Below are 24,702 nucleotides of genomic sequence, written 5' to 3'. Positions count from 1 at the left end.
TTGGGGGTGATCCGCCACATTGAGTTCACCCACCTCCGCAACTTCCGCGACGTAGGCGGATATGCCGCCCAGGGCGGGCGCTCCGTCCGGTGGCAGCGGCTCTACCGCGCCGACTCGCTCGGCCGGCTGCAGGGAGCCGACCTCGCGACCTTCACCGCGCTGCGCGTGCGCAGCGTGATCGACCTGCGGCACCCGTACGAGGTCGAACGGAACGGACGGGTCCCCGAGACCGAGGGCCAGCACTACAGGAACCTGCCGATCGAGGGCCGCCGCTGGGACGTCGACGCCTACGACGAGGAGCTGGGCGTCGCCCGCTACCTCGCCGACCGCTACCTGGAGGTGAGCGAGGACGGCGTCGGCAACCTCAGGACCGCCCTGGAGACGATCGCGCGGGCCGACAACGCCCCCGTGGTCATTCACTGCGCCGCCGGCAAGGACCGCACGGGGGTCCTCACCGCGCTGGTCCTGACGCTCGCGGGCGTGAGCGAGGACGACATCGTGGCGGACTACGCGCTCACCGGCCTGGCCGCCGAACGCGTCATCGCCGACTGGGGCAGGAGGCACCCAGACGTGCCCGTGTGGCCCGGACTCGGCCGGGCGCCCGCCGAGGCCATGCGGTTCTTCCTCGCCGATCTCAGGGCCCGGCACGGCTCCGCGGAGGCGTACGTCGCCCGGGTGCTCCAGGTTTCTCCCGCGACAGTCGAGGAACTTCGCGGCCATTTGCTGACCGACCCGAACGGAGAGGGGTAGTGGGCATGCGGGACCGTTCCTGCGCGAGACGGGCCCGACTCTCCCGGGATCGCCAGTCATCCCCCTCCCGGCGGTCCCGGGTCGCCAATCTCGGAACCCAACGGATACGTCGCAGCTTGTTCGACGTTATGCCGTCGTCGTACGGTTACGTGCGTGACTACGCCGCTGCTCCCCGAACCTGACCCCAGGCGGCGCGACTACGTGATCGTCTCAGCCGACGATCACCTGATCGAGCCTCCCGACCTGTTCGACGGGCGTCTGCCGGAGAAATACGCCGAGGTCGCGCCCAAGGTCGTCGAGACGGAGGCGGGTCACCAGGTCTGGCGCTATGCCGGGGCGACGTACCCGTGTGCCGGCATCGACGTGGGCGCCGGCAAACCGAGAGAGCAACGGACGCTCGACCCGGTCAGGTTCGAGCACATGCGCCCCGGCTGCCACGACATCGAGGCCCGCGTCAGCGACATGGACATCGCGGGCATCTGGGCCGCGCTCTGCTTCCCCGGCATGCTGGCCGGCCAGGCGGGCATGCCGTTCGCCAGGACGCGTGACCAGGAGCTGGGCCTGGCCCTGGTCAGGGCGTGGAACGACTGGCACATCGACGTCTGGGCGGGCACCTACCCCGAACGGATCATCGGCCTGCAACTCCCGTGGCTGCCCGATCCCGACGTGGCCGCCAAGGAGATCCGCGCCAACGCCGCCAGGGGCTTCAAGGCCGTCGTCTTCCCCGAGTTCCCCACCAGGCTGCGACTGCCGTCGATCCACACCGGCCACTGGGACCCGTTCTTCGCCGCCTGCGAGGAGACCGGCACCGTGGTCTGCCTGCACGCCGGCGACTCGTCCTGGTCGCCCGTGCCCTCGCCCGACACACCCATCGAGGCCATCACCACGCTGATGTCGACCAGCGCGATGTTCGCCTGCGCCGACTGGCTCTGGTCGGGGCTGCCGCTGCGCTTCCCTTCGCTGCGCATCCTCATCGTCGAGGGCGGCGTGGGCTGGCTGCCGATGTTGGCCGAGCGCGCCGACTACGCCCTCGACCACCCCGTGGCCGGAGAGGCGTCGTGGGAGGGCGGGCTCAAGCCCAGCGAGGTGCTGCGCCGCAACTTCTTCTTCGGGACGCTCGACGACCACGCGCTGTCGGGCGTGCGGCTCGCGGTCGGCCTCGACCACGTGCTCCAGGAGAGCGGTTACCCGCACTCCGACTCGACCTGGCCCGACACGCAGAAGTCGGTGGCCCGCAACCTCGGAACGCTCCCACCGGCCGACATCGCCAGAGTCGCCTACGGCAACGCCGCCCGTCTCTTCGGCCACCCGCTGCCCTCACGGGCCTGGCTGCGGATGGAGGAGATCTAACGCTCTTCGAGGTGGCCCTCGATCACCTGGTGTTCGTGCTGGACATAGCGCCCGCTCTCACCGAGCAGCGCGGCCACGAGCCACAGGAGCACACCGAAGTCGTCGGCCACCCCGATCAGCGCGAGGAAGTCGGGCACCACGTCGAAGGGCGACACGAGGTAGACCACGCCCAGGCCGAGCAGGGCCAGCTTGCCCTTGCCCAGGCCCGCGTAGTCGCCGCGCACCACCGCGCGCACCATGCGCGGGATGGCGCGGATCCTGGTCGCCAGCTTGGGCGAGCCGGGCCTGGTCACCTCGCGGTACGTGCGCCACGCCGCTGCCGCCCGTGCGGTCTTCGCCATCATGTGCTCCCCCTTACCCCCGGATTCTCACGATATAACGCGTCGGGACGGACATGAGTTCCTGACCTTCCCCGATCGCCTATGCCCCCGCTCGCGGGGCCAGATCGCGTACCGCCTGGTCGATGGGGACGTCCCCGCCGGGGATGGGGGCGAGCACCGGGGTGTCGAGTCCGTTGGCCACGTATTCCCGGATCCGGGCGCGGCAGGTGGCGGCGTCGCCGTGCACGACGAGGTCGTCCACCAGCTCGTCGGGGATGGCCTTGAGCGCGGCCTGCCGGTCCCCGGCCGCCCACGCCTCCTGCATCGGGCGCAGCACCGCGCCGCGGCCGAGCCAGTCGTGGAAGGCCGCGTACACGGGGACGGTCAGGTAGCTCGCCAGCATCCAGCGGGCCGTCTGGCGTACGCGTTCGGCGTCCTCGTCCACGCAGACGAACAGGCGGGCGATCAGCTCGGTGTCCGGGCCCAGCTCGGCCCGCACCTTGCGTACGTCGCGCGGGGCCAGCCAGTTGGTGATGGCGCCGTCGGCCTCCTCTGCGGCCAGCCGCAACATCCGCGGACGCAGCGCCGCCAGCACGATCCGCGGCGGCGTGCTCGGCGCCCGTTCCAGCTTGAAGCCCTTGATCTCGAAGGTCTCGTACCTCTCCGAGACCTTCTCCCCGGCCAGCGCCTTCTTCAGGAAGCGCAACGTGTCGCGGGTGCGCGCGTAGGGCTTGGCGAACGTGCCCGCGTTCCAGCGCTCGACGATCGCCGGCGAGGACGCGCCGATGCCGAGCACGAACCGCCCTGGCGCCAGGTCGGCCAGCGTGGCCGCGGACATCGCCAGCAGCCCTGGCCCGCGCGTCGAGACGGGCACGATGGCGCTGCCCAGCCTGAGCCCCGGCGCCCACTGCGCGGCCATGGCCAGCGGCACGAACCCGTCGGTCCCGTTGACCTCGGCCGACCACGCGTCGGTGTAGCCGAGCGCGGGCAGCTCCGCGACGAGGTCCTGCGACGTGGACAGCGAGCGGTCGTAGAAGGGGATGGTCATGCCCCAGTTCTGCGTCATACACGGCCTCCAGCGTTTGGAGGCACCATACCAACCGCTCGGTATGCCCTTCTAGGCGCGCAGCTCGTGGACCGCCGCGATGAAGTCCTTCGTGATCCCCCGCAGCCCCGGCAGATGCGACAACCCCACCAGCCGGTCCACCAGCGGCACCGTGACCTCGATCAACCGGTACGTACGCGCGCACCCCGGCGACGTGTCATGCACCCAGAACAGCACCATCCCCATGGACAGCAGCCACAGCAGCTCGGGCAGCTCCTCGCGCAGCTCGGCGTTCATCCGATCGCGCGAGCCCTCCACGACCTCCCGATAGATGGCGATGGACGCCTCCCTGGCCGGGGACGACTGCTCGCTGAACGGACTCAGCGGATTGGTCGGCTCGGCCGCGTGCTTGAAGAACTTGACGGCGAACTCGTGGTAGGGCTCGGAGACGCGTACCCATTCGCGCAACACCCCGCTCAGCCTGGCCGCGAACGACTCCTCCGTGGCCAGGAACTCCCCGCAGGCCGCCTCGTGCTCGGCCTGGGCGCGGTCGTAATACGCCTGGATCAACGCCTCTTTGCTGTCGAAGTAGTAGTAGGCGTTGCCGACGGACACCCCCGCCTCGGCGGCGATGGCCCGCATGGTGGTCGCGTCGAAGCCGCGCTCCCTGAACAGTCGCAAGGCCGTCTCGACGATGACCTCTCGGGTGCTCTCCGATCCTCGGTTTCGGGCTTCGGACACGTTCGTCACTTTACGTCGTGGATCGTGGTTCGGTCATGAAGCCGCACGGTGATCACCGCCACAAGGCAAAGTTGCGCTCGCGGCATGAGTTATCTCCAGTGTTTAGTGGGATTGTCGTTTCAGGCGGAAGGGCTATTTCCGCGAAAAGGCATCGACATGTGGATACGTGGAACAGTGCGCCTCCTGGTAGTCGCGCTCCTCGGCATTGAGATCACCATAATCGCGCTGGCCTCGACCGCCTTCGCCGCCACCCACCCCCAAGGGACGGCGGCTCAGGGCGGCCTTCACCAGGCCAGGCCCACCGGCTGGCAGGACGACCCCGCCCAGTGGGGCACGACCGCGACCTTCCTGACGGACGGCTACGAGATGGGCGGCTACGAGATGGGCGCGGGCAGGGCGGGCACCTGGGCGTACGACAGCCTCATGGCGGCCGGGGAGCGGCTCGACATGATGCGCCACTGGCCGACGACGCTCGACTCCCGGTGGCTCTTCGGCGACTCCCGCTGGACGCGGAGCTACTCTCACCGCCATCGCGGCGAGGCGCACCGCGCCGACGAGGCGCACGCCCGCGAGGTCCGTGCCGACAAGGCCCACGCCCAGGCTCGTGCCGATGAGGTCCGCGCCCACGAAGTTCGTGCCCCGCAGGTCTGGGAGCCCACGGTCGAGGAGCGCGCCGACGTCATCACCGCGGCACTGGCGGCTCCCGCGGAGGCGGCGGAGGCGGCCCTGGCTCAGGTGGCCCAGGCGCCGCTGACGGCCGCCAGAGCGCCGAAGAAGCGCGTACGCACCGGAGTGGCCAAGATGCCCCGGGCGCGCACGCACGTCGCCCACAAGCGCGCTCAGATCGATCTGGCGCGGGTCCTGCCCAGGAGGGCCGCCGTGCAGATGTCCCACGCGAGCGCGGAGGGATGGCTGAAGAGCGCGGGACTGCGTACGAAGTCGACCGGCAACTGCGTGAGCAAGCACCAGCACCACTGCACCTCGCTCGACTCGGTACGGACCGGCACCATCGCCAAGGTCATCGAGCTGAAGCAGGAGAGCGGCTGCCCGATCATGGTGACCGGCGGCACCGAGCGGGGCCACGCGCCCGGCCAGTTCAGCCACGGCAACGGCTACAAGCTGGACATCTCGCACAACGCCTGCATCGACCGGCACATCACCAAGAACCACGACAAGGCCGGGGTGCGCAGCGACGGCGCCCGGCTCTACAAGTCAGCCTCGGGCACGACGTTCGCCGACGAGAGCGACCACTGGGACATCCTCTTCCGGTGACAGGGCCCGCCCGCCGCGTCGAAAGCCGTGACACCGCACGGGAAGAGGTGTGACGCCGCACGATGCGCACGGCGCCACACCCTCGCAGACCTACTGGAGTGCCACGGGAACCAGGTCAGAACTCGGCAGCGACCAGCTCGGCGATCTCCGCCGCGTTGAGCGCCGCCCCCTTGCGCAGGTTGTCACCGCACACGAACAGGTCGAGCGTGTTGGGGAAGTCGATCGCCTGGCGGATGCGGCCCACGTAGGTCGGGTCGGTGCCCACCACGTCGAGGGGCGTCGGGTAGACCCCGTTGGCCGGGTCGTCCATGAGGACCACCGTCGGCGCCGCCTCCAGGACGCGGTGCGCGTCGGCGACCGTGATCTCGCGCGCGAACCGCGCGTGCACGGCCAGCGAGTGCGTGGTCACCACCGGGACGCGGACACAGGTCGCGGAGACCTTCAGGTCGGGGATGCCGAGGATCTTGCGGGACTCGTTGCGGAGCTTGAGCTCCTCGGAGGCCCAGCCGTCGGCCTTGACCGAGCCCGCCCACGGCACCACGTTGAACGCGATGGGCGCGGGGAACGGCGACTCCTGCGCCAGCTTGTTGGCCAGCACCTTGCGTACGTCGCCGACGGCCTGCCCGATCGTACGGTCACCGGCCAGCGCCTCGGCCTCGTCGTAGAGCCGAGCGGAACCGGCCACACCGGCGCCGGACACCGCCTGGTAGGAGGCGACGACCAGCTCCGTGAGCGTGAACTCGGCGTGCAGCGCCCCCATGGCCGCCATCATCGACAGCGTCGTGCAGTTGGGGGTCGAGATGATGTTGCGCGGGCGGTTGCCCGCGTCGAGCGGGTTGACCTCGGGCACCACCAGCGGCACGTCGGGCTCCATGCGGAACGTGCCCGACTTGTCGATGGCGATGGCGCCGCGCTCGGCCGCGATCGGCACCCAGACGGCCGACACCTCGTCGGGCACGTCGAAGATGGCCACGTCGATGCCGTCGAACACCTCGGGGGCCAGGGCCTGCACCACGACGTCCGCGCCGCGTACCTGGAGGACCTTGCCCGCCGAGCGCGGCGAGGCCACCAGGCGGATCTCACCCCAGATGTCCTCCCGCGTCGACACGATGTCGCGCATGACCGTGCCCACGGCTCCGGTCGCCCCGATCAGGGCCAGACTGGGCCTCTCGCTCATCGTCCTGAACCTCCGTACACCACGGCTTCGACCTGGTCGGCGTCGAGATCGAAGGCGCGGTGCGCGGCGGCCACCGCCGCGTCGACGCCGTCCTGCTCGACGATCACTGAGATGCGGATCTCCGAGGTGGAGATCATTTCGATGTTGACCCCCGAGTCGGCGAGGGCCGCGAAGAACGTCGCGGTGACGCCCGGGTGCGAGCGCATGCCCGCCCCGATCAGCGACACCTTCCCGATCTGGTCGTCGAACAACAGCGACTCGAACCCGATCTGGGGCTGGATCTTCTTCAGCGACGTCAGCGCCGTCTGGCTGTCGGCCGTGGGCAGCGTGAAGGAGATGTCGGTGCGCCCCGTGGCGGCGGCGGAGACGTTCTGGACGATCATGTCAATGTTGATCTCGGCGTCGGCCAGGGTTTTGAAGATCGAGGCAGCCTCGCCGACCTTGTCGGGAACCCCGACAACAGTGATCTTGGCCTCGCTCCGGTCGTGTGCGACGCCGGAGATGATCGGCTGCTCCATCTCGGTTCCTTCGGTGTAAGGGTCGGAGACGACCCACGTGCCTTCCTTGGTGCTGAAAGAGCTGCGTACGTGAATCGGCAGGTCGAATCGGCGAGCATATTCCACGCAGCGCAGATGCAGGATCTTCGCGCCGCAGGCCGCCATCTCCATCATCTCGTCGTAGGAGATCCTGGGGATCTTGCGCGCCGCGGACACGATGCGCGGATCGGCGGTGAAGATGCCGTCGACGTCGGTGTAGATCTCGCACACGTCGGCGTTCAGCGCCGCCGCCAGTGCCACGGCCGTGGTGTCGGAGCCACCCCGGCCCAGCGTGGTGATGTCTTTGGTGTCCTGCGAGACGCCCTGGAAGCCGGCCACGATCGCGATGTGACCCTGGTCGATCGCCTCCTGGATGCGGCCGGGCGTCACGTCGATGATGCGCGCCTTGCCGTGCGTGGAGTCGGTGATCACACCTGCCTGCGAGCCGGTGAACGAGCGGGCCTCGTGCCCCAGGTTGGCGATCGCCATCGCCAGCAGGGCCATCGAGATGCGCTCTCCCGAGGTCAGGAGCATGTCGAGCTCGCGGCCCGGGGGCAGCGGCGACACCTGCTCGGCCAGGTCGAGCAGCTCGTCGGTCGTGTCGCCCATGGCGGAGACGATCACGACCACGTCGTTGCCGGCTTTTTTCGTCGCGACGATCCGCTGCGCGACCCGCTTGATGCAGGACGCGTCGGCGACGGACGAACCACCGTACTTTTGCACAACGAGCGCCACGAGAGTCTCCCGGTTTGGACTATGAGCTGCCAGTCTAACGGGGGCCTCTTATGGGCCTGATGGTTCGTACCATTATGTGGATGATCAGACTGTGACGTGCCCGGACCCGCTCCGGGCGGGCCGTCGCGGCGGTCTCAGACCGTCGTGGCCTCCTCGGCCACGTCGAGGCGCGAGTGCGCGGCCAGGGCCTGCAGCGCGCGCATCGCGGCGCCCGCGTGGTTGCCCCAGGTGTTGAAGTAGGAGTACTGCCACCACCACAGCGCCTCGTGCGGACGGCCGGCGTGGTAGTGGCGCAGCCCGTGGATGAGGTCTGCCGCGACCGCCGTCAGGTCGTCCGACAGCCGGTACGGGGTGACGCCGGTGTCCTTGTACGGATCGAACACCTCGGCGTAGTCGTCCACCGCCTCCAGCCGCTCGGCCAGCGCCGTACGGACCCCGTCGATGTCGGGGTCCTCGCTCATCGGCGGCTCGTAGTTGCCGGCGAGGATGACGTCGCGGTTCGCGCCCAGCTTGGCTCCCGCCAGGCTCACCTGGGCGACCTCCACCAGCAGGATCGACCAGATGGCGTCTCCGCCCTCGCCGCCCGCCACCCTGGTCAGCCCGTCCACGTAGTTCTGCGCGTGCCCGGAGATCTCCTCCGCGAGGGTGCTCCACTGGTCAGACATCCAGCAGCCTCCGTCCTTCGAACGCGCGGCCCAAGGTGACCTCGTCGGCGTACTCGAGGTCACCGCCCACAGGCAGACCGCTGGCCAGTCGTGTCACTTTGATGCCCATCGGCTTGACCAGACGGGCGAGGTAGGTAGCCGTCGCCTCGCCTTCGAGATTGGGGTCGGTGGCGAGGATGAGCTCGGTGACGCGGCCGTCGGCCAGGCGCGTCATCAGCTCACGGATGCGCAGGTCGTCGGGGCCGACCCCGTCGATCGGGCTGATCGCGCCGCCGAGCACGTGGTAGGTGCCGCGGAACTCGCGCGTCTTCTCGATCGCCACGACGTCCTTCGGCTCCTCGACCACGCAGATGACGTGCGTGTCACGGCGCGGGTCGCGGCAGATGCGGCACTCCTCCTCGGAGGCCACGTTGCCGCAGACCCGGCAGAACCGGACCTTCTCCTTGACCTCCAGCAACGCGTGCGCCAGCCGCTTGACGTCGGCCGGGTCGGCCGCCAGCAGGTGGAACGCGATCCGCTGCGCGCTCTTGGGACCGACCCCGGGCAGCAGGCCAAGCTCGTCGATCAGGTTCTGGACGACCCCTTCGTACATGCCTAGAACCCTGGCAACTGTCCGAGGCCGCCGCCGCCCAGGCCCTGGGCCAGCGGGCCGAGCTTTTCCTGCTGCAGGTCGGCGGCCGCGCGCACGGCGTCGCGGACGGCCGCGATCACCAGGTCGGCGATCGTCTCTGCGGTGTCCTGCGCGTCGCCGGCGTCGATCACGCTCGGGTCGATCTTGAGCTCGAGCAGCTCGCCCGAGCCGTTGACCACGGCCGTGACCAGGCCGCCGCCCGCCGAGCCCTCGATCTGCGCGTCGTTGAGCTCCTGCTGGGCGCTCACAAGCTGCTGCTGCATGAGCTGGGCCTGCTCCAGCAGCTGCTGCAGGTTGACATCCCCTGGGTTCACCGTCGTGCGCTCCTCGTGGCTCCGCGTTCTTGACTGCCACGAGCCTACGGTGTTTGGGCGGCGTCATGTACTGGGGTGTCCCCCTGTTTCGTACCCGGTTCCTGTATGGGACGACCTACCCGGCCCCATGCGCCGCCCGTGGCGGGTGTTTTCCCTCCGGAACAGGGTGCCTCGCCCCTATCCCGACATCCCGGGTTCTGTCGGGCGTCGGTGTGTTTTGGCCGGGTCTCGGCCCCCCTCCAGCGTCCGAGACCCGGCCATCACGTCGGCGGAGCGGCCGCACCACGCCGACGCGCTGGATCGAGACGCTAGTCAGCGGAACGTTGCACACACGTTGCTTTCGTTCAATCACTCTCTGCAATCCCTCTTGAACGGGTTGCACTTCCGGCGCGCAGGACGGATGCTCTAGACAACTACTTGGAGTGACCGATGAGTTACGCCCACCTCGACGCGTACTCCCGCCTGCTGCGCGGGGCACACGAAGCCGCGGCCACGGGCCTCGCCTCGCCGCAGTCGCCCCGCCGCCTGATCAAGGCATCCTGGCGTCGTTCGCTGGATGCAGGAATCGACCCGGAAGGCAAGAGTGCCCCACTTGCCATGGACCTGTCCCATATGAGGGACCTCCGTCAGGCGCACCCCCTGCGCCCGCTGCTGCCGATGCTCGCGCAGACGCTGTCCGGCCTGGCCGACGAGTCCGGGCACGTCATGATTGTCACAGACTGCGACGGACGCGTGCTGTGGCGCGACGGCAACCACACCACCATGGGCCGCGCCGACCAGATCGGCCTGGCCGACGGGCACCGCTGGTCCGAGCACAGCGTCGGCACCAACGGCATCGGCACCGCCCTGGCCACAGGCCGGCCCGTACACGTCTACTCGGAGGAGCACCTCATGCGCGTGCTGCACGTGTGGTCGTGCAGCGCCGCCCCGATCATCGACCCCGACTCCGGCCGGGTCATCGGCTGCGTCGACGTCAGCGGCACCGCCCGCAGCCTGCACCCCGCCACGGTGGCCCTGGTCGCCGCCACGGCCAAGCTCGCCGAGACGCAGCTCGCCCTGCGCATGCACGAGCGCGACGAACGCCTGCGCCGCCGCTACGAGTCCCTGCGCGGACGGCCGGGCGTCCTGCTGTCCGCCACCGGCCGCGTCATCTCCGGCGACCCTGCCGGCGACCTGGGCATACGCGTCCACCTCGGCGAGCGGGCCGTCCACATGCCGGGCCGGCGCATGATCCTGCGCGACGGCACCACGGCCCTGCTCGAACCGTTCTCCGACGGCTTCCTCCTGCGCCCCTCGGCGACCGCCGCGCCGCCGGTCTTGACCCTGTCGTTCCTCGGCGAACGGTCGCCCTCGGCCACGTTCGGCGACCGTGACCGGCCGCTCTCGCTGCGGCACGCGGAGATCCTCACCCTCCTCGCCCTGCACCCGCACGGGCTGACGGCCGAACAGCTCTCCTGCCACCTGTACGGCGACGACGGCAACCCCGTCACGATCCGGGCGGAGATCCACCGGCTGCGCGCACAGCTCGGGGAGGCCATCGCGGCCAAGCCGTACCGGCTGACGTGCCCGGTGGAGGCCGACTTCCTGACGCTGGGCCGGCTCCTGTCGGCCGGCGAGCCGGGCCCGCTGGCGCGGGCGTACCCGGGGCCGCTGCTGCCGCGCTCGGAGTCGCAGGAGATCCGGCGGGAGCGGGACGAGCTGGAGGCGCAGGTACGCGCCTGCCTGCTGCGGCGGGGGGCGCCGGAGGACCTGTGGGCGTACGCGCAGACGAGCGGCGGGCGCGACGACTACGAGGTGCTCGAACGTCTCGCGGCCCTCCCGTCCACCGACCCCCGCTCAGCGGCCGCCCGCTCCCGCCTCCTGTCCTGAGGCCGTTCACCGGAGTTCGCCGGAGTTCGCCGGAATTAGCCCGCGTTCGCCTGATTCAGCTCGCCTGACTCTGCTCCGGCTCGCCTGGCTCGGCGGCGGCTCTTCTGACTCCGCGGCGGCTCTTCTGGGTCGGCGCGGCCTTCACCCGGCCAGGGCGGGCCGAGGACCGGTGATTCGGCGCGGCCTCCACCTGGCCGGGGTGGGCCGCGAAGCGGACCGAGGACCGGTGATTCGGCGCGGCCTCCACCTGGCCGGGGTGGGCCGCGAAGCGGACCGAGGACCGGTGATTCGGCGCGGCCTTCACCCGGCCGGGGTGGGCCGCGTGGCGGGCCGAGGGCCGGACGCGTGTGATCAGATGTGTGATCAGGCGTGTGATCAGGTGTGGTCGATCTCGCCGATCACCTGGGCGCCCAGCTCCCGTTCGAGCAGGGCCATGCCCGAGACCGCGTCGACGTCGGCGTCCGCGTCGTTGAGCGGGTCGACCTCGTCGGACTCGGGCCCCTTGGCACGGCCGGGAATGGCGTCGGGCCAGGCTCCCGCGCTCGCGCTGCGGGCGGCCGGGACACGTGGGCCTCCCTGAGCCGCCGCCTTCGCCGCAGACCTCGCGGCGGCCAGCCCGGCGCCCGTGGCGCCCCCATTGGCCGCCTGCTGGGTCGCAGGGACGGTCTCCGTCGGGTCGGGACCGGGCGGGGAGCCCAGGCCGGGGTCGTCGGGCGCGTCGGGCCAGGACTCGTCGGTGGTCTGGTGTGCCGGTGCGGCCGTCGCGACGGCGGCCGGAGGCTGGTCGGGGTCCTGACCGCTCCGGTCGTCACGGGACGCCCCGTGAGAGGCCGTACGTCCCTGGGGCCCCGGCGCGTTCTGCCCTCCGGCGGCCTGACCGCCCGCCGCCGCCGGGGAAACCGCCGCGACAGACCCCGGAGCCCCCTGAGGCCCGGTCACCGGCCCATGGCCACCGGCCGCCGCGCCATGAGAGGGGGGACGGGCGGAACCACGGGAGGCGGGCGGAGGCGCGGAGCCCCCGACGACCGCCTCCACGCGCCAGGTGCCGCCGAGCACGTCGCCCAGCGCACTGGCCACCACGGCGTCCTTGCCGCCTCCTGTGAAGTTCTTCATCGCGCCGACCTGGGTGAAGCCGAGCGTGACCAGGTTGCCCTCCACGCCCACCACCTGGGCGTTGGTGCTCACGTTGGCCCAGACGACGATGCTGCGCTGCTTGAGCGCGGCCAGTACGCCGGCCCACTGCCCCTGGATGGCCCCCGCTCCCCCGGCCACCGGGGCACTGCCCCCGCTCGGAGCGGCGGCGGCCTGCGGCGCGGGTGCGGACGCCCCGCCCGACGACGCCGCAGGCGCGGACACCACGGGCGCCCCGGGACGCGCGGGCTCGGGCCAGTCATCCCCACTCGGCGCGGCAGGCGACGGCACAGCGGTGGACGGCGCAGCGGAGGATGACGCAGCGGAGGACGACGCGGTCGCGGCGGGCACGCTCGCCCCCACCGCCGGTGCCACGCTCTGCTCACCCGAAACCCGCTCACCGGACGCGGACGCCTGCGGCCGTGGAACACTCACCGGACCGACCACCGAGGGCCCACTTCCGGCCGAAGCCGAGGCACGCGCCGCCATCTGAGCGACGGCGCCACCGCGTTCGAGGCGCTCGATGCGGGCCAGCAGCGCCTCCTCCCCCTGCGCCGCCCCCGGGAGCAGGACACGCGCGCACATCAACTCCAGCAGCAGTCGCGGCGAGGTGGCCCCGCGCATCTCGGTGAGACCGGCGTTGAAGACCTCGGCGGCCCGGGTCAGCTCGGCCGGGCCCATCGACGCGGCCTGCTGGACCAGGCGCTCCAGCTCGTCGGCGGGACGGTCGAGCAGACCGCTCGAGGCCGCCTCGGGAACGTTCGCCAGGATCACCAGGTCGCGGAAGCGCTCGAGCAGGTCGGAGGCGAAGCGGCGGGGATCGTGGCCGCCCTCGATCACCCGGCTGACCGTGTGGAAGACCTGCGCGCCGGCCCTGGCCGCGAACGCGTTGACGACCTCGTCGAGCAGGTCGCCGTCGGTGTAGCCGAGCAGGGAGACGGCCTTGGCGTAGGTGATGCCGTCGTCCTCGGCCCCGGCGAGCAGTTGGTCGAGGATCGACAACGAGTCACGGGCCGAACCGGCGCCCGCGCGTACGACCAGGGGCAGCGCGGTCGGCTCGAAGGGCACGCTCTCGGCGGTGAGGATCTCCTCGAGCAGCCCCCGGAGCGTCGCGGGCGGCATCAGCCGGAACGGATAGTGGTGCGTACGCGACTTGATGGTGCCGATGACCTTCTCCGGCTCCGTCGTCGCGAAGATGAACTTCAGATGCGGCGGGGGCTCCTCGACGAGCTTGAGCAGCGCGTTGAAACCCTCGCGGGTCACCATGTGCGCCTCGTCGATGATGTAGATCTTGTAGCGCGCGGAGACGGGGGCGAAGAAGGCCCGTTCGCGCAGGTCGCGGGCGTCGTCGACACCACCGTGGGAGGCGGCGTCGATCTCGATGACGTCGAGGTGGCCTGGGCCGGTCGGAGCCAGCGCCACGCACGACTCGCACTCGCCGCACGGGTCGGGGGTGGGGCCCTGCTCGCAGTTGAGCGACCGCGCCAGAATGCGGGCGCTGGAGGTCTTGCCACATCCGCGGGGGCCGCTGAACAGGTAGGCGTGGTTGATACGGCCCGTGCGCAACGCCTGCCGCAGCGGGTCGGTGACGTGCTCCTGACCCTTGACCTCGGCGAAGGTCCCGGGCCGGTACTTGCGGTAAAGCGCAAGGCTCATACGACCATCCCGCCTGCGAGGGGGCTCCCAACGAAGAGACCCCCCGCACACCCGCCAGAGCCCGCTTATCCTTGCTGCCTTCCGGCCCTGGGGAGGTTCACAGGATGACGCCGCGCGAGGGGTCCTCCGACAGTCTAGCCGGATGCCGCAGTGTTCGCTCCACCCCCGCGATCCCCGGCGAAAACATGGTCTGCACACCCCGAGAAGTCCGGTAAGCTCATCGGCGGAGGATTCGCCTAGTGGCCGAGGGCGCACGCTTGGAAAGCGTGTATAGGGCAACCTATCAGGGGTTCAAATCCCCTATCCTCCGCGCCTGGTTGAGGCAGTAAACGCGAAGGGGCCGACCCCATCCAAGTCGGCCCCTTTCGCTATTCGGGTCTCAGTTTGGGTCTCAGTTGGCCTTTCCAGAGTCCCTGTCTGCCTCCCAGATGAGACCCCCGACCTGCTTGGCCACGGTCTGCCGGATGCCGTCTGTCACGTGTTGATACCGCGCCGCCATGCCCGAGCCGGACCACCCCATGATCGCCATGACCGTGCGCTCGGGCACGCCAAGGATGAGCAACACCGTGGCGGCGGTGTGGCGGGCGTCGTGAAGACGTCCGTCCCTTAGGCCAGCGGCCTTGAGCAGGGCCTTCCACTCTTGGTAGTCGGTGTACGGACTCACGGGCCGGCCGGTCGCCGTGGTGAAGACCCAGTCCCCTTCTTGCCAGAGCTGGCGAGCCTCTTCATGGTCCTTGTCCTGCTCTGCCTTGTGCTTCCTGAGCAGGGCCACCAGCTCATCCGGCAGATCGATCACGCGCCGTCCAGTAGAAGGGCTCTCAGTGTCCCAACTGTCCCAGGCGTCCCCACTCTTGCCATGACCAGGCCAAACGCACTCTCCAGACTAGGGACAGGTCACCTGGACGGCTGTCCCTCCTGTCCCTCGTTCCCCGGCCGAGTTACGATGGCGGACCGTGGGTACGGACTGGGCGCCTGCGGCCGTACGTGACGTTGGGCAGGACGACCTCGGCGAGCTCGCACGGCTTGCACGCGCCCACACGCGCTTGGCGTATGCACTCGGTCGCACGCACCGCACCACCCCGCTTGACGAGACGAACCCAGCCAAAGAAGAGATCGACCACGACACAGCCCACGCGCGGTGGCGGGACATCGACCAGCGGCTGCGCTCGCTGCTGGTCGTCGATCTGGACAACCCCCACCGGGTCTTCGTCGTCGGCATCAACCCCATCTTTCCGCCCGAGTGGCGGGATGCGGCCTGGGCGACGCTCCTCCCCGACGAGCTGGCAGAGTGGTCGGTCAGATGGCGGCACTGGTACGCCGAGACGACTGCCGGCGGGTTCCGTCACTACCACGACCGGCTGCGTACATGGGACACGAGCCGCTTGCTCGCCGAGACCCAAGCCGATCTCCTCACGACGGCACGGGCCACCGAGCACCGCACGAACGCCTGGACCCGCAAACCCGCCTTCATCGAGGCCCGGGAGCACGTGTTCGCCCTGCCGCCCCCACCCGTCGTACCCGACCTCGACCCGCCGCCACGAGCCGCCGGCGACGACCGCGCAACGCCTGGGCAGCAGGAGCGCCGTGAGGCGGTGACGCGGCACGGCGCGCTGCTGGGACAGGCCGCGCGCGAGTTCAGCCGTACGGTGCCGAGCGCCTTCAAACGCAGCCTGCCTCCATTGCCGGTCCTGGAAGAACGCCAGCGGGACACGTGGGTGGAGGAGTTCTTCGACTGGCTGGACCCGGTCGTACGCGCCGGCCACGGCCTGTACCTCTGGATCTGACTGACCGCTTGAGAAGTGGATCACGCGTGGGTCGGGGTGATTTGACCGCCGCGCAGTGGGCGATGCTGGAATCGCTGTTGCTGGCGGGCAGGAACATGGGCGATCCGCAGCTCTGGACGAAGCGGCAGCTCATCAACGGGATCCGCGGTCTCGGCGAACGCTGCATAGAGGGACATCCCGGCTCAACCGTAGTACTTGGTGACCTTCGTCGGCGGCGTACCCTCCTTGACCCAGCCACGCCTGATGTTGCTGGAGACGAGAGCGAACTCCCACCTGCTCATCTCGCTTGTTTCAGCGGAGCCCTCCGAGTCCGTGACGGGCCGCGTCTCGCCCTCTTCCAGAGACAACGACATGTTTCCAAACGTCTCTCCGTCGACGTTGGATGAGAAGATCTCTCCGTTCTCCGTATCCAGAACCAGAAAGGCGCAGCGCGCGCCGCCCTCAATGATGACGCGGTAGAGGTAACGGCTCTCTGTGTTGGTGAGCAACTGCGCATGGAACGACATCATCATGGTTGGACTTGGCACGACGGGGGCGAGTTGCCCGACGCGGCCGGAGGGCTTCGAGTGGATCGCCCCGACCGAGTCACCCTCCGAGCCTCCCACCGACCCACCTGCCGAGCCGACCCCGTCCTGACCCCCGACGTCCTGAGCCTCGACGTCCTGAGCGCCGACGTCCTGAGCGCCCACTGAGGTCAGGCTTCGAACGACGACAGGCTCGCCGTGCTGAGGGTCTGCTCCGCGCCAAACTCCTCAAAGGTGCCGACGTGGCGGAAACCGAGGCGGGCGGCGAGTTTCAGCGAACGCTCGTTCTCGGTCTGGGTCACGACCACGACCGGCTGATCGGGCAGCTCCGCCGCGGCGGCCCGCAACGCGACCGTCGCGGCCTCGTACGCGAGCCCCGCACCCCACGCACCGCGCCGCAGCACATAGGACAGTTCCAGCTCCCCGCCTTCCTCGGTGACGTGCCCGGGTCTCTCGGCGGGGCGGCGGTCGAGCATCAGGGTGCCGATGAGCCGGTCCGTCGTGTGGTCGGCGATGACGTAGCTGCCCGGCGCGGACGTCGCGTTGGCGACGCCGATCGCGTCGAGGTACTGCTCGACGTCGCTCCTGGGCCGTGGGCCGCCGAGGTGGGCCCGGACCTCGGGATCGGTGAAGAGCTCGATGAGACCTTCGCGATCACCGTCGTACGCCTTGCGCAGCCGGAGCCGATCCGAGGGGATCTCCGTGGCGGACAGCGTGGTCGGTTGCTTCATGACGCCCCATCCTGACCGCGCCCGCCCTGGCGTTCAACCGCGCCGCATTCCCGCCACGCGCGGACCGAGAGCGGCCGCTCCCGTCGACGGCGAAATGCCGGTATGACCCAATCCATACGTCTGCGGTCGTTTCCCAGACATGACCATCTTGGGCGGTTTTATGCTCACCCAGTCAATCGCTGCCCCTGAATCGGGAGGCTCGAATGTCCGAGTCCTATGGCGTCGAGGTGATGCCCCAGTCCGTTCTCGTGGCCAGGCTCTGCATGTGGGTCCAGGCGGTCTTGGGGATGGTCGGCCTGTTCCTGCTCTTCGTGCTGCTGGGGAGTGCCCCGGTCGGCGCGGTGGGCGGGGTTCTGCTGGCCGGGCTCACCGTTCCGCTGGTGATGATCCTGCTGATCGGCTTTCTCGCGATGCGGGTCGCGTCCCGGCGCGGCTGGGTGCGTACCTGCGGGATCGTCATCGAGTTCCTGCTCGTCCTGCTGGGTGTCTGGCAGCTCGTGGACGGCGCCGGTTTCGGGAACGTGCTGGGCGTGCTGCTGGCCGGGGTCGTGTTCGCGCAGTTGTGCAGGGCTCCGGCGGCGGCGTGGTTCGACCGGTGATCGCTCGGGGCCCTGGCGGTCAGGTGCTGACCAGGGCCTTCGAGCGGTCGGTCGCCATGCTGACGGCGAAGGCCCCGAGGACCGTGCCGGTGACGTACCGCTGGACGCGCACCCAGACGGGACGGCGGGCCAGGAACGCGGCCAGGCCGCCCGCCGTGATCACGATCAGGCCATTGACCAGGGTGCCGACGGCGATCTGCACCGAACCGAGCGCCAGGCTCTGTAGCAGCACGTGCCCCATGGCCGGGTCGATGAACTGTGGAAGCAGCGACAGGTACAGGATCGCGATCTTGGGGTTCAGCAGGCAGGTCAGCAGGCCCATCGTGAACAGCTTGCCGGGACGCTCCTCCGGCAGGTCGCGCGGCTCGAAGGCGGACGTGCCGCCCGGCTTGAGGACGTTCCAGGCCAGCCAGAGCAGGTACGCGGCCCCGGCCAGCTTGAGCGCCGTGTACGCGGCCGGCACGTACGCGAAGACGGCCGTCAGACCGAGGCAGGTCGCGGTCAGATAGACGCTGAACCCCAGGAAGACGCCCGTGAGCGAGATCAGCCCGGAACGGCGGCCCTGCGCGATCGAGCGCGAGATCAGATAGATCATGTTCGGACCGGGTGTGAGAACCATGCCCAGCGAAACCAGCGCGATCCCGATCAAGCCAGCCGTCATATCGGCACATTATCCGACAAGCCACTGAAAGTCCCACCCATTCCCATCGCGGTGCGTATTTGTCCCACTACGGGGGAGAACTGCGTCGGGGGGAGCGATGCAGTTCGACGACGACAAGCCACTCGACCCGTCGCAGGTCGAGGATGTCCGGGCCTCCGGGCCGCAGCCGGGCCGCGGGGGCGGCGGGGGGTTCGGCGGGATGCCGGGCGGCGGCTGCATGCTGCCCATCGGCGGCCGGGGCGGCGGTTGCCTGCTGCTGCTCCTGGCGGTGGGGGCGATGTTCCTGTTCGGGATCGTCCCCACGCCCTTCTCCGGCAACGAGGGCGGGCAGCAGGGCGGCGGGCAGCAGCCCAGCCCTCCGCCCGCGATCTCTCCCAGCGGCAACCTGGCCGAGCGCTGCCGCACCGGCGCCGACGCCGAGCAGTCGGAGGACTGCCGCGTCGTCGGAACGGTCAACAGCATCCAGGCCTACTGGCGGCAGGAGTTCCAGGACCTCGGGGTCCGGGCGTACACACCTGCCAAGACCGTGCTGTTCTCCCAGGCGGTCAACACCGGCTGCGGGCCTGCCGACTCCGCCGCGGGGCCGTTCTACTGCCCGGCCGATCGCAAGGTCTACCTGGACCTGACCTTCTTCAACACGCTCCAGCGCGACTTCGGGGCCGAGGGCGGGCCGTTCGCCCAGGCGTACGTGATCGCCCACGAGTACGGCCACCACGTCCAGAACCTTCTCGGCACCATGGACCGGGTCGGCCGCGACAACCGGCCCGGCGCCGAGAGCCCCTCCGTACGCCTCGAACTCCAGGCCGACTGCTACGCCGGGGTCTGGGCCCAGAACGCGGTCAAGACCGGCTTCTACCGGGAGCCGTTCACCCAGAGCGACATCAACCAGGCGCTGAGCGCCGCCTCGGCGGTCGGCGATGACAGCATCCAGCGGCGTACGCAGGGCCGGGTGACCCCGGACGCCTTCACGCACGGCACCTCGCGGCAGCGCGAGAAGTGGTTCACCGTCGGCTACGACAGCGGCGATCCCCGGCGGTGCGACACCTTCTCCGGACAGATATAGGCCCTCTTCGGAAGCCGTCTTACCACCGGTTGCGAAAAGCACGCGTCTGCCCACTGGGCTGCGCCGACGTCACCGAGATAGCGCGAGGAATCGGAATCTCTCCTAAAATCGGAGGGTGATCTTCAAGCTAGTCGGCGACGGACGCCCTTATCCCGACCACGGTCTGACGCACCGCGAATGGGCACAAATCCCTCCACGGCAGGTCCGGCTCGACTCGTTGGTCACCACGAAGGCCATGCTGGACCTGCACTCGCTGCTCGCCGCCGACTCCACCTTCTACGGGGACCTTTTCCCGCACGTGGTGCAGTGGCAGGGCGAGCTCTATCTGGAGGACGGCCTGCACCGCGCGTTGCGGGCGGCACTGCAGCAGCGATCGATCCTGCACGCCAGGGTCCTGGAGCTGCCCGACTGAGAAAGGGAAAAGGGAGGGGCCGCGAATCCCGGCTCCTCCCTTTTCGGTGCCCGGCGAAGTGGCCCGAACTTTCCCACATCATTCGGGAATCCCACTGAAAACGGTTATGCCCGTCACCCGCGCGACCAGCGCGTCCCCCGGCACGCGAAAGGACCTTCGGCTACCGCTGACGAGATTTGCACCCCAGCCCGTAGCCGGTCAGGACGGACGCAGACAGACCCGGCCGGGACCGGACGGACGGGCCACCCGGCCCCTTGGTCGGCCAAGGTTCTTTCAACACTTCGTCCATCCACAACCTGTGAGTCTCTGTGGATCACCTCGCACGAAGCTCTGACCAGCAAAAACTGGCCGATCAACGTTTCACGGTGTGGACTGCTGCCACACGAATCCACAGACCTTTCCACAACTTATCCACAGGATGCCCCCAGCCCTGGAGCCAGGTTGTGCACAGGTTGTCCACAGGATGGGCGGGGGCGTCGTTCGTCATGTCCGGGACGCGGCGGGCGGGATTCCCCCAGGCTCGCGCACGAGAGCCGTGACCCCGGTCGCCGCCAGGCCGAGGCCGACCGGCCGACTCATGAGGCCGTGCCCCTTGCGGTCGGGCAGGGATGGGGCACGTGCCGGTTCGGACAGCAGATCATGGCGATCGAGGCGAACCGGCCGGCCTGCAGCCACTCGCCCCACTGCACGTCCACGCCACGCGGCAGCGCATCGGCAGCCCACTCCAGGCGGTCCTCCAGCAGGACACTCTCCAGGTGTAGGAACGCCGCCCGCACCGTGCGGTACGCGGACGTCAGCCAGGCCGCCGCCTCGGCGGGGTCGTCGAACGTGGCCGCGATCAGAGAGGCGGGCTTGGCCAACCACTCTGCGGCCGGGCGAGCAGCTTCCTTCCACGTCAAATCTGGTCGTGCGTTTCAGCGCGGCCAACGCGACGATTCAGCGAGCCCTGCAAGCTTTGAAGGATGAGGACTTCGTACGCGGACACGCTGGTAAGGGCGTGTTCGTACGAGACAGAAAGCCTTTGGTCGTCGAAGCCTCGGCATACAAGTCCCCGAACCCGCGCGGCTACAGCTACGAACTCCTCCAGGTCGGCGAGGTGCAGCCACCGAACGACGTGGCCACTGCGCTCGGGACCGAGGACGGCGGCCGCGTCGTCGTGCGCCAGCGACTGCTGGTTCACGATGGTGATCCAGTTGAGCTGTCGTGGTCGTACTATCCGGTCCACATCGCCGCCGGAACTCCGCTGGCAGCCCGTAAGAAGATCCGTGGAGGCGCACCGGAGGTCCTGGCCGACTTGGGCTTTCCAGAGCGCCATTTCGAGGACCGAATTTCTGTACGGCAACCGACAACGGAAGAGGTCGAAGGGCTGGACCTACCGCCCGACGTGCCGGTGTTCCGCCAGTTTCGCACTGTCTACAGCAATTCCAGGCAGCCGGTGGAAGTATCCGTTCTCATCAAGGGTGGCCACCTCTACGAGCTGTCCTACCGGCAACTCGCGGAGTAAGTGGCCGTCGTACCTCGGTCGTCTCCGGCATGGGGGCCTCGAGCCAATTCATCGGCTCGCCCTCTGGCGTGTATCCGAAGCCGCGGCGAAGATCGTGGGCGGTGTCGTCTGCGCGATCATGGCTGAGGGCTGATGCCCCCAAAATGGCCCCATGATGGGAAGACGAAGGGCCTCCAACCTACTTTCGCAGGTCAGAGGCCCAACTTAGCGGCGGTGGTGGTGGGATTTGAACCCACGGATGAGTTGCCCCATCACACGCTTTCGAGGCGTGCGCCCTCGGCCACTAGGCGACACCACCGCGGACGAGCTTACCGGATCCTGCGAGTGGCGAAGAACCGCTTTAGTACGTCTCCACACTGCTCGGCCAGAACCCCCATCACGACCTCGGGCCGATGGTTGAGCCGCCGATCGCGTACGACGTCCCAGAGCGAGCCCACGGCCCCGCCCTTCTCGTCCGTGGCGCCGTACACGAGGCGTTCGACCCTGGCCAGCACCGCGGCTCCGGCGCACATGGTGCAGGGCTCCAGCGTGACCACGAGCGTGCAGCCGCTGAGGCGCCACTGCCCGCGCAGCGCGGCGGCCCGGCGCAGTGCGAGCACCTCGGCGTGGGCGGTCGGGTCGGCGGCCGACTCGCGGTCGTTGCCCGCCGCCGACAACACCTCGCCGAGCGGGTCGAGCACCACCGCGCCCACGGGGATCTCCCCCCTGGCGCCGGCCGTGACGGCCTCCGCCAGGGCCAGGCGCATGGCCTCCTCGTCGGTCACCGCGAGCCCCGGTACGTCACCGCAGCCGGTCGAGCTCGTCGCCGAACGACAGCCGCTCGGCGAGCACCGACAGGATGTCGGCGGGCAGCGTGCCCTCTTCCATGCTCAGTTCGAGCAGTTCCTCAGAACTCACGCCCAGGTCGCTGAGCAACTCGAAGTCGCCCGCCGGGCGTACGCCGAGGCCGTTGCTCTCCTTGTCGGGCACCACCCCGGCGAACTCGGCGAACAGCTCGCCCAACCTGTCGGACAGAATCGCGTGCACGTCGGAGAGGAACACCCGTGGCTCGTCCTCGCCCCGGTAGCGGGCGATGGCGAACCATTCGTCCTCGACCTCGACGCACAACAGGGCGAGTTCGTCGCTGGAGAGGCCGAGCGTCTCCGTGACCGCGTCGCCGAAGTCGTCAACGATCTCGGCGTCCCCGAGGTCGACTTCGGCACCGCTCCAGCCATCGGAAGTCCTGACAAAAGCCGCAGTGAAGGTGTTGGACGCCATGTCCGCGCTCCAGGGGGTCAGCCGAAGACCGATTCGATGGCACGCTCGAACGGCTCGGAGAAGCCGAGCCGCGCGGCAATGCTGGACAGCACATCTTCGGGAAGCAGATCAATGTCGCCGGAGAGGATGCCCAGCTCCATCTCGTCCAACCCGAGGTCGGCGAAGATCGACAGATCACCGGCGGGGAGCACGGTCTCCTCGTCCTGGAGGATCTCGTCGAGCTCCTCCTCGTCCGGCACGGGGACGTCGAGGTAGTGGAGAACCTGACGCGCCAGCGGGAAGTCCCAGGAGGCGGCGATGTCGGAGAGGAAGACGTCGACCCGGTCGCGGAGGACCCGCAGCGCCACGAAGAACTCGTCGCCGACCGCGACCAGCCCGATCGTGCCGCTCTCGCTCGGCTGCTGCTTCAGGGCATGGATGAGCCCGTGCAGGTCGGACGTGAGCGTGACCGGCAGGAGCTCGGCCTGCCAGCATTCGTCCTCGCGGTAGACCACGATGGCGAAGTCGAGAGCGTCTTCGTCTGTCATCGCCATTCCCACCCGACCTCTGACACGACAGATATCACCGAGACCCAATCGTTCCAGAACCGGCCACTGGCCGTGTGCCTCTCGGGCCAAATTGTGATCAAAACCAAAGATGTGAGCTCCCCGGGACCCTCTTGTCGTGTTCCACCGCCCCGCAAGGAGCCGCGTGATTCCACCGCCGCGCGAGGAGTCGCGTCAGAGCGGGCTCCGAGCCGTCCCCGGTCGCCTCGGGAGCGGTTCCGCGCCCGCCCCGCCGTCACCCGGGGATTTGTGACGTTCGCCCCAGGTACGGGGGTCGGCAGCAGGGTGGCTCAGGAGATAGCGTGGGGTCCCATGGAGACCCTCGTCGTCGATCATCCGCTCGTGGCCCACAAGCTCACCACGCTGCGCGATGTCCGCACCGACTCGCCGACCTTCCGCAGGCTCGCGGACGAGTTGGTGACGCTGCTCGCGTACGAGGCCACGCGTGACGTCCGGGTCGCGGAGGTCACCGTCGACTCCCCCGTCTCGCCCGCCCGCGGTGTGCGCATGGCCAAGCCGTACCCGCTGGTCGTGCCCATCCTGCGGGCCGGGCTCGGCATGCTCGACGGCATGACCAGGCTGCTGCCCACGGCCGAGGTCGGGTTCCTCGGCATGATCCGCGACGAGTCGACGCTCCAGGCGGAGACGTACGCCACGCGGTTGCCCGACGACCTGTCGGGGCGGCAGTGCTACGTGCTCGACCCGATGCTGGCCACCGGCGGCACGCTGTCGGCGGCGGTGCAGTACCTGTTCGACCGCGGCGCGGTCGACGTCACGGCGCTGTGCCTGCTGGCCGCGCCCGAAGGGCTGGCGTACATGGACAAGGTGTTCGCGAACTCGGGCAAGCCGATCCGCGTCGTCACCGCCGCCCTCGACGAGCGGCTCAACGAGAACGGCTACATCGTGCCGGGCCTCGGCGACGCCGGCGACCGGCTCTACGGCGTCGTGTAACCGCGCCCCAGACGTATGGACCCAGACGTATAGACACTGTCAGCGACGCGTAAGCGCCGCCGGCGTCAGGTAGCCGTCGCGAGAAAGGCACGCCCCAGGATCCGTCCGGAAAGCCCGCTTCTCATCACACCGAGTCATCGCTTCGTTACATACTGTGGTTTGGTGGGTACGAAAGAGAACGGAAGGCAACTTCCGGATGCGCGTGGGGGAAGCACGATGAGCGATCACACCGAGGCGGATCCGACTCCGTACGCGGATGTGGAGTCGGTGCTGTGCGACGAGTTCGCCGGCGTCCACTCCACGACCACCGTAACGCGCTGCGTGGAGGCGGCGCACTACGGCGCGCTGGAGGTCACCGGCTACGCCCATCCGAGCCTTGTCGAGCGCATCGCGCGCAAGCACCTTCACGTGCTGGCTCTGGTGGCCAGCGAACGTGGCTAAGCAAGATCCGAACTAACCCGCCAAGTTACCTTTACCCG

General features: G+C 69.3%; 28 protein-coding genes, 2 tRNA genes and 1 other RNA gene. 12 read left to right on the top strand and 19 right to left on the bottom strand.

Annotated features, from left to right (window positions below; translation table 11 throughout):
• The first annotated feature begins 6 nt into the window (after nucleotides 1–6).
• Together ABD844_RS19080 and ABD844_RS19075 are read left to right on the top strand one after the other, a co-directional pair.
• Nucleotides 7–750, top strand: a complete 744-nt coding sequence (locus ABD844_RS19080; RefSeq protein ID WP_344879090.1) for a tyrosine-protein phosphatase — start codon at nucleotides 7–9, stop codon at nucleotides 748–750.
• Between the two features lie 153 nt (nucleotides 751–903).
• Nucleotides 904–2,100 carry an amidohydrolase family protein gene (locus ABD844_RS19075; RefSeq protein WP_344879087.1) on the top strand — a complete coding sequence of 399 codons (1,197 nt, stop codon included), beginning with the start codon at nucleotides 904–906 and terminating at the stop codon, nucleotides 2,098–2,100.
• On the opposite strand, the gene ABD844_RS19070 is transcribed toward ABD844_RS19075, so the two are convergent.
• The 3 genes from ABD844_RS19070 to ABD844_RS19060 form a co-directional block, all read right to left on the bottom strand.
• Nucleotides 2,097–2,444 (bottom strand): YkvA family protein, encoded by a 348-nt coding sequence (locus ABD844_RS19070; protein ID WP_344879084.1) that lies wholly within the window; start codon nucleotides 2,442–2,444, stop codon nucleotides 2,097–2,099. The genes ABD844_RS19075 and ABD844_RS19070 overlap by 4 nt on opposite strands.
• 76 nt (nucleotides 2,445–2,520) lie before the next feature.
• A complete protein-coding gene (locus tag ABD844_RS19065; protein WP_344879081.1) occupies nucleotides 2,521–3,486 on the bottom strand; it encodes an LLM class F420-dependent oxidoreductase in 966 nt (321 codons plus the stop codon).
• Nucleotides 3,487–3,537: 51 nt separating this feature from the next.
• Nucleotides 3,538–4,206: a TetR/AcrR family transcriptional regulator gene (locus ABD844_RS19060; RefSeq protein WP_344879078.1), complete on the bottom strand. Its 669-nt coding sequence runs from the start codon at nucleotides 4,204–4,206 to the stop codon at nucleotides 3,538–3,540.
• A 174-nt stretch (nucleotides 4,207–4,380) separates the two neighbouring features.
• Between ABD844_RS19060 and ABD844_RS19055 the strand changes: the two genes are divergently transcribed.
• Nucleotides 4,381–5,478 (top strand): hypothetical protein, encoded by a 1,098-nt coding sequence (locus ABD844_RS19055; protein WP_344879075.1) that lies wholly within the window; start codon nucleotides 4,381–4,383, stop codon nucleotides 5,476–5,478.
• A gap of 115 nt (nucleotides 5,479–5,593) precedes the next feature.
• Here ABD844_RS19055 and ABD844_RS19050 read toward each other — a convergent pair whose 3' ends face one another.
• The 5 genes from ABD844_RS19050 to ABD844_RS19030 form a co-directional block, all read right to left on the bottom strand.
• Complete coding sequence (locus tag ABD844_RS19050) at nucleotides 5,594–6,655, bottom strand: aspartate-semialdehyde dehydrogenase (RefSeq protein ID WP_344879072.1); 1,062 nt, start codon at nucleotides 6,653–6,655, stop codon at nucleotides 5,594–5,596.
• A complete protein-coding gene (locus ABD844_RS19045) occupies nucleotides 6,652–7,926 on the bottom strand; it encodes an aspartate kinase (RefSeq protein ID WP_344879069.1) in 1,275 nt (424 codons plus the stop codon). Before ABD844_RS19045 ends, ABD844_RS19050 begins: the two co-directional genes overlap by 4 nt.
• A 134-nt stretch (nucleotides 7,927–8,060) precedes the next feature.
• Nucleotides 8,061–8,591 (bottom strand): DUF5063 domain-containing protein, encoded by a 531-nt coding sequence (locus ABD844_RS19040; RefSeq protein WP_344879066.1) that lies wholly within the window; start codon nucleotides 8,589–8,591, stop codon nucleotides 8,061–8,063.
• The gene (gene recR, locus ABD844_RS19035) at nucleotides 8,584–9,183 is read right to left on the bottom strand and encodes a recombination mediator RecR (protein WP_344879063.1); all 600 of its coding nucleotides are present in this window, start codon (nucleotides 9,181–9,183) and stop codon (nucleotides 8,584–8,586) included. The genes ABD844_RS19040 and recR overlap by 8 nt, the downstream gene beginning before the upstream one ends.
• A gap of 2 nt (nucleotides 9,184–9,185) precedes the next feature.
• The gene (locus ABD844_RS19030; RefSeq protein WP_344879060.1) at nucleotides 9,186–9,536 is read right to left on the bottom strand and encodes a YbaB/EbfC family nucleoid-associated protein; all 351 of its coding nucleotides are present in this window, start codon (nucleotides 9,534–9,536) and stop codon (nucleotides 9,186–9,188) included.
• Between the two features lie 429 nt (nucleotides 9,537–9,965).
• Here ABD844_RS19030 and ABD844_RS19025 point away from each other — a divergent pair, with 429 nt between their 5' ends.
• The gene (locus tag ABD844_RS19025) at nucleotides 9,966–11,405 is read left to right on the top strand and encodes a helix-turn-helix domain-containing protein (RefSeq protein ID WP_344879057.1); all 1,440 of its coding nucleotides are present in this window, start codon (nucleotides 9,966–9,968) and stop codon (nucleotides 11,403–11,405) included.
• Nucleotides 11,406–11,780: 375 nt separating this feature from the next.
• On the opposite strand, the gene ABD844_RS19020 is transcribed toward ABD844_RS19025, so the two are convergent.
• Together ABD844_RS19020 and ffs are read right to left on the bottom strand one after the other, a co-directional pair.
• Nucleotides 11,781–14,192, bottom strand: a complete 2,412-nt coding sequence (locus ABD844_RS19020; protein WP_344879055.1) for a DNA polymerase III subunit gamma and tau — start codon at nucleotides 14,190–14,192, stop codon at nucleotides 11,781–11,783.
• A gap of 31 nt (nucleotides 14,193–14,223) precedes the next feature.
• Nucleotides 14,224–14,319, bottom strand: an RNA gene (ffs, locus tag ABD844_RS19015) — signal recognition particle sRNA small type.
• Nucleotides 14,320–14,417: 98 nt separating this feature from the next.
• Here ffs and ABD844_RS19010 point away from each other — a divergent pair.
• A tRNA-Ser gene (locus ABD844_RS19010) sits at nucleotides 14,418–14,502 on the top strand.
• 81 nt (nucleotides 14,503–14,583) lie between these two features.
• On the opposite strand, the gene ABD844_RS19005 is transcribed toward ABD844_RS19010, so the two are convergent.
• Nucleotides 14,584–14,988, bottom strand: coding sequence for a tyrosine-type recombinase/integrase (locus ABD844_RS19005; protein WP_344879052.1), 405 nt, complete (start codon nucleotides 14,986–14,988; stop codon nucleotides 14,584–14,586).
• A 247-nt stretch (nucleotides 14,989–15,235) separates the two neighbouring features.
• Between ABD844_RS19005 and ABD844_RS19000 the strand changes: the two genes are divergently transcribed.
• A complete protein-coding gene (locus tag ABD844_RS19000) occupies nucleotides 15,236–15,976 on the top strand; it encodes a hypothetical protein (protein ID WP_344879049.1) in 741 nt (246 codons plus the stop codon).
• Nucleotides 15,977–16,158: 182 nt separating this feature from the next.
• Here the strand turns inward: ABD844_RS19000 and ABD844_RS18995 are convergent, their stop codons facing one another.
• Entirely contained in the window at nucleotides 16,159–16,665 is a 507-nt protein-coding gene (locus ABD844_RS18995; protein WP_344879046.1) for a hypothetical protein, read from the bottom strand.
• Nucleotides 16,666–16,670: 5 nt separating this feature from the next.
• Complete coding sequence (locus ABD844_RS18990) at nucleotides 16,671–17,231, bottom strand: GNAT family N-acetyltransferase (protein ID WP_344879042.1); 561 nt, start codon at nucleotides 17,229–17,231, stop codon at nucleotides 16,671–16,673.
• A gap of 203 nt (nucleotides 17,232–17,434) precedes the next feature.
• Here ABD844_RS18990 and ABD844_RS18985 point away from each other — a divergent pair, with 203 nt between their 5' ends.
• Nucleotides 17,435–17,830: a hypothetical protein gene (locus ABD844_RS18985; protein ID WP_344879039.1), complete on the top strand. Its 396-nt coding sequence runs from the start codon at nucleotides 17,435–17,437 to the stop codon at nucleotides 17,828–17,830.
• Between the two features lie 19 nt (nucleotides 17,831–17,849).
• Here the strand turns inward: ABD844_RS18985 and ABD844_RS18980 are convergent, their stop codons facing one another.
• Entirely contained in the window at nucleotides 17,850–18,491 is a 642-nt protein-coding gene (locus ABD844_RS18980) for a LysE family translocator (RefSeq protein WP_344879036.1), read from the bottom strand.
• A gap of 97 nt (nucleotides 18,492–18,588) precedes the next feature.
• Here ABD844_RS18980 and ypfJ point away from each other — a divergent pair, with 97 nt between their 5' ends.
• Nucleotides 18,589–19,554 (top strand): KPN_02809 family neutral zinc metallopeptidase, encoded by a 966-nt coding sequence (ypfJ, locus tag ABD844_RS18975; protein WP_344879033.1) that lies wholly within the window; start codon nucleotides 18,589–18,591, stop codon nucleotides 19,552–19,554.
• A 115-nt stretch (nucleotides 19,555–19,669) separates the two neighbouring features.
• Complete coding sequence (locus ABD844_RS18970) at nucleotides 19,670–19,966, top strand: type II toxin-antitoxin system VapB family antitoxin (protein WP_344879030.1); 297 nt, start codon at nucleotides 19,670–19,672, stop codon at nucleotides 19,964–19,966.
• Nucleotides 19,967–20,541: 575 nt separating this feature from the next.
• On the opposite strand, the gene ABD844_RS18965 is transcribed toward ABD844_RS18970, so the two are convergent.
• A complete protein-coding gene (locus tag ABD844_RS18965; protein WP_344879027.1) occupies nucleotides 20,542–20,826 on the bottom strand; it encodes a hypothetical protein in 285 nt (94 codons plus the stop codon).
• Between the two features lie 47 nt (nucleotides 20,827–20,873).
• On the opposite strand from ABD844_RS18965, the gene ABD844_RS18960 reads away from it, so the two are divergent.
• Nucleotides 20,874–21,470 carry a GntR family transcriptional regulator gene (locus ABD844_RS18960; RefSeq protein ID WP_344879024.1) on the top strand — a complete coding sequence of 199 codons (597 nt, stop codon included), beginning with the start codon at nucleotides 20,874–20,876 and terminating at the stop codon, nucleotides 21,468–21,470.
• A 211-nt stretch (nucleotides 21,471–21,681) separates the two neighbouring features.
• Here the strand turns inward: ABD844_RS18960 and ABD844_RS18955 are convergent.
• The 4 genes from ABD844_RS18955 to ABD844_RS18940 form a co-directional block, all read right to left on the bottom strand.
• Nucleotides 21,682–21,768 (bottom strand) — tRNA-Ser (locus tag ABD844_RS18955).
• Between the two features lie 10 nt (nucleotides 21,769–21,778).
• The gene (gene tadA / locus ABD844_RS18950; RefSeq protein ID WP_344879021.1) at nucleotides 21,779–22,234 is read right to left on the bottom strand and encodes a tRNA adenosine(34) deaminase TadA; all 456 of its coding nucleotides are present in this window, start codon (nucleotides 22,232–22,234) and stop codon (nucleotides 21,779–21,781) included.
• Nucleotides 22,235–22,250: 16 nt separating this feature from the next.
• On the bottom strand, nucleotides 22,251–22,727 hold the full coding sequence (locus tag ABD844_RS18945; protein ID WP_344879018.1) for a tRNA adenosine deaminase-associated protein: 477 nt from the start codon (nucleotides 22,725–22,727) through the stop codon (nucleotides 22,251–22,253).
• Nucleotides 22,728–22,744: 17 nt separating this feature from the next.
• Nucleotides 22,745–23,260 carry a tRNA adenosine deaminase-associated protein gene (locus ABD844_RS18940; RefSeq protein WP_425568611.1) on the bottom strand — a complete coding sequence of 172 codons (516 nt, stop codon included), beginning with the start codon at nucleotides 23,258–23,260 and terminating at the stop codon, nucleotides 22,745–22,747.
• A 324-nt stretch (nucleotides 23,261–23,584) separates the two neighbouring features.
• On the opposite strand from ABD844_RS18940, the gene upp reads away from it, so the two are divergent.
• A complete protein-coding gene (upp, locus tag ABD844_RS18935; RefSeq protein WP_344879012.1) occupies nucleotides 23,585–24,223 on the top strand; it encodes a uracil phosphoribosyltransferase in 639 nt (212 codons plus the stop codon).
• Nucleotides 24,224–24,439: 216 nt separating this feature from the next.
• Nucleotides 24,440–24,664 carry a hypothetical protein gene (locus ABD844_RS18930; protein ID WP_344879006.1) on the top strand — a complete coding sequence of 75 codons (225 nt, stop codon included), beginning with the start codon at nucleotides 24,440–24,442 and terminating at the stop codon, nucleotides 24,662–24,664.
• Nucleotides 24,665–24,702 lie beyond the last annotated feature (38 nt).

Origin of the sequence: Nonomuraea antimicrobica, assembly GCF_039536965.1 — a bacterium.
In the GTDB taxonomy this organism is placed as follows: domain Bacteria; phylum Actinomycetota; class Actinomycetes; order Streptosporangiales; family Streptosporangiaceae; genus Nonomuraea; species Nonomuraea antimicrobica.
The sequence above is the reverse complement of the archived record's forward strand: the minus strand, read 5'-3'. Positions and strand labels throughout refer to the sequence as shown.

Coding starts and splice junctions, on each gene's coding strand:
- ABD844_RS19070 (WP_344879084.1), bottom strand. CDS start 2,444: ATGATGGCGAAGACCGCACGGGCGGCAGCGGCGTGGCGCACGTACCGC.
- ABD844_RS19065 (WP_344879081.1), bottom strand. CDS start 3,486: ATGACGCAGAACTGGGGCATGACCATCCCCTTCTACGACCGCTCGCTG.
- ABD844_RS19050 (WP_344879072.1), bottom strand. CDS start 6,655: ATGAGCGAGAGGCCCAGTCTGGCCCTGATCGGGGCGACCGGAGCCGTG.
- ABD844_RS19040 (WP_344879066.1), bottom strand. CDS start 8,591: ATGTCTGACCAGTGGAGCACCCTCGCGGAGGAGATCTCCGGGCACGCG.
- recR (WP_344879063.1), bottom strand. CDS start 9,183: ATGTACGAAGGGGTCGTCCAGAACCTGATCGACGAGCTTGGCCTGCTG.
- ABD844_RS19025 (WP_344879057.1), top strand. CDS start 9,966: ATGAGTTACGCCCACCTCGACGCGTACTCCCGCCTGCTGCGCGGGGCA.
- ABD844_RS19020 (WP_344879055.1), bottom strand. CDS start 14,192: ATGAGCCTTGCGCTTTACCGCAAGTACCGGCCCGGGACCTTCGCCGAG.
- ABD844_RS18990 (WP_344879042.1), bottom strand. CDS start 17,231: ATGAAGCAACCGACCACGCTGTCCGCCACGGAGATCCCCTCGGATCGG.
- ABD844_RS18985 (WP_344879039.1), top strand. CDS start 17,435: ATGTCCGAGTCCTATGGCGTCGAGGTGATGCCCCAGTCCGTTCTCGTG.
- ABD844_RS18980 (WP_344879036.1), bottom strand. CDS start 18,491: ATGACGGCTGGCTTGATCGGGATCGCGCTGGTTTCGCTGGGCATGGTT.
- ypfJ (WP_344879033.1), top strand. CDS start 18,589: ATGCAGTTCGACGACGACAAGCCACTCGACCCGTCGCAGGTCGAGGAT.
- ABD844_RS18945 (WP_344879018.1), bottom strand. CDS start 22,727: ATGGCGTCCAACACCTTCACTGCGGCTTTTGTCAGGACTTCCGATGGC.
- ABD844_RS18940 (WP_425568611.1), bottom strand. CDS start 23,260: ATGGCGATGACAGACGAAGACGCTCTCGACTTCGCCATCGTGGTCTAC.
- upp (WP_344879012.1), top strand. CDS start 23,585: ATGGAGACCCTCGTCGTCGATCATCCGCTCGTGGCCCACAAGCTCACC.
- ABD844_RS18930 (WP_344879006.1), top strand. CDS start 24,440: ATGAGCGATCACACCGAGGCGGATCCGACTCCGTACGCGGATGTGGAG.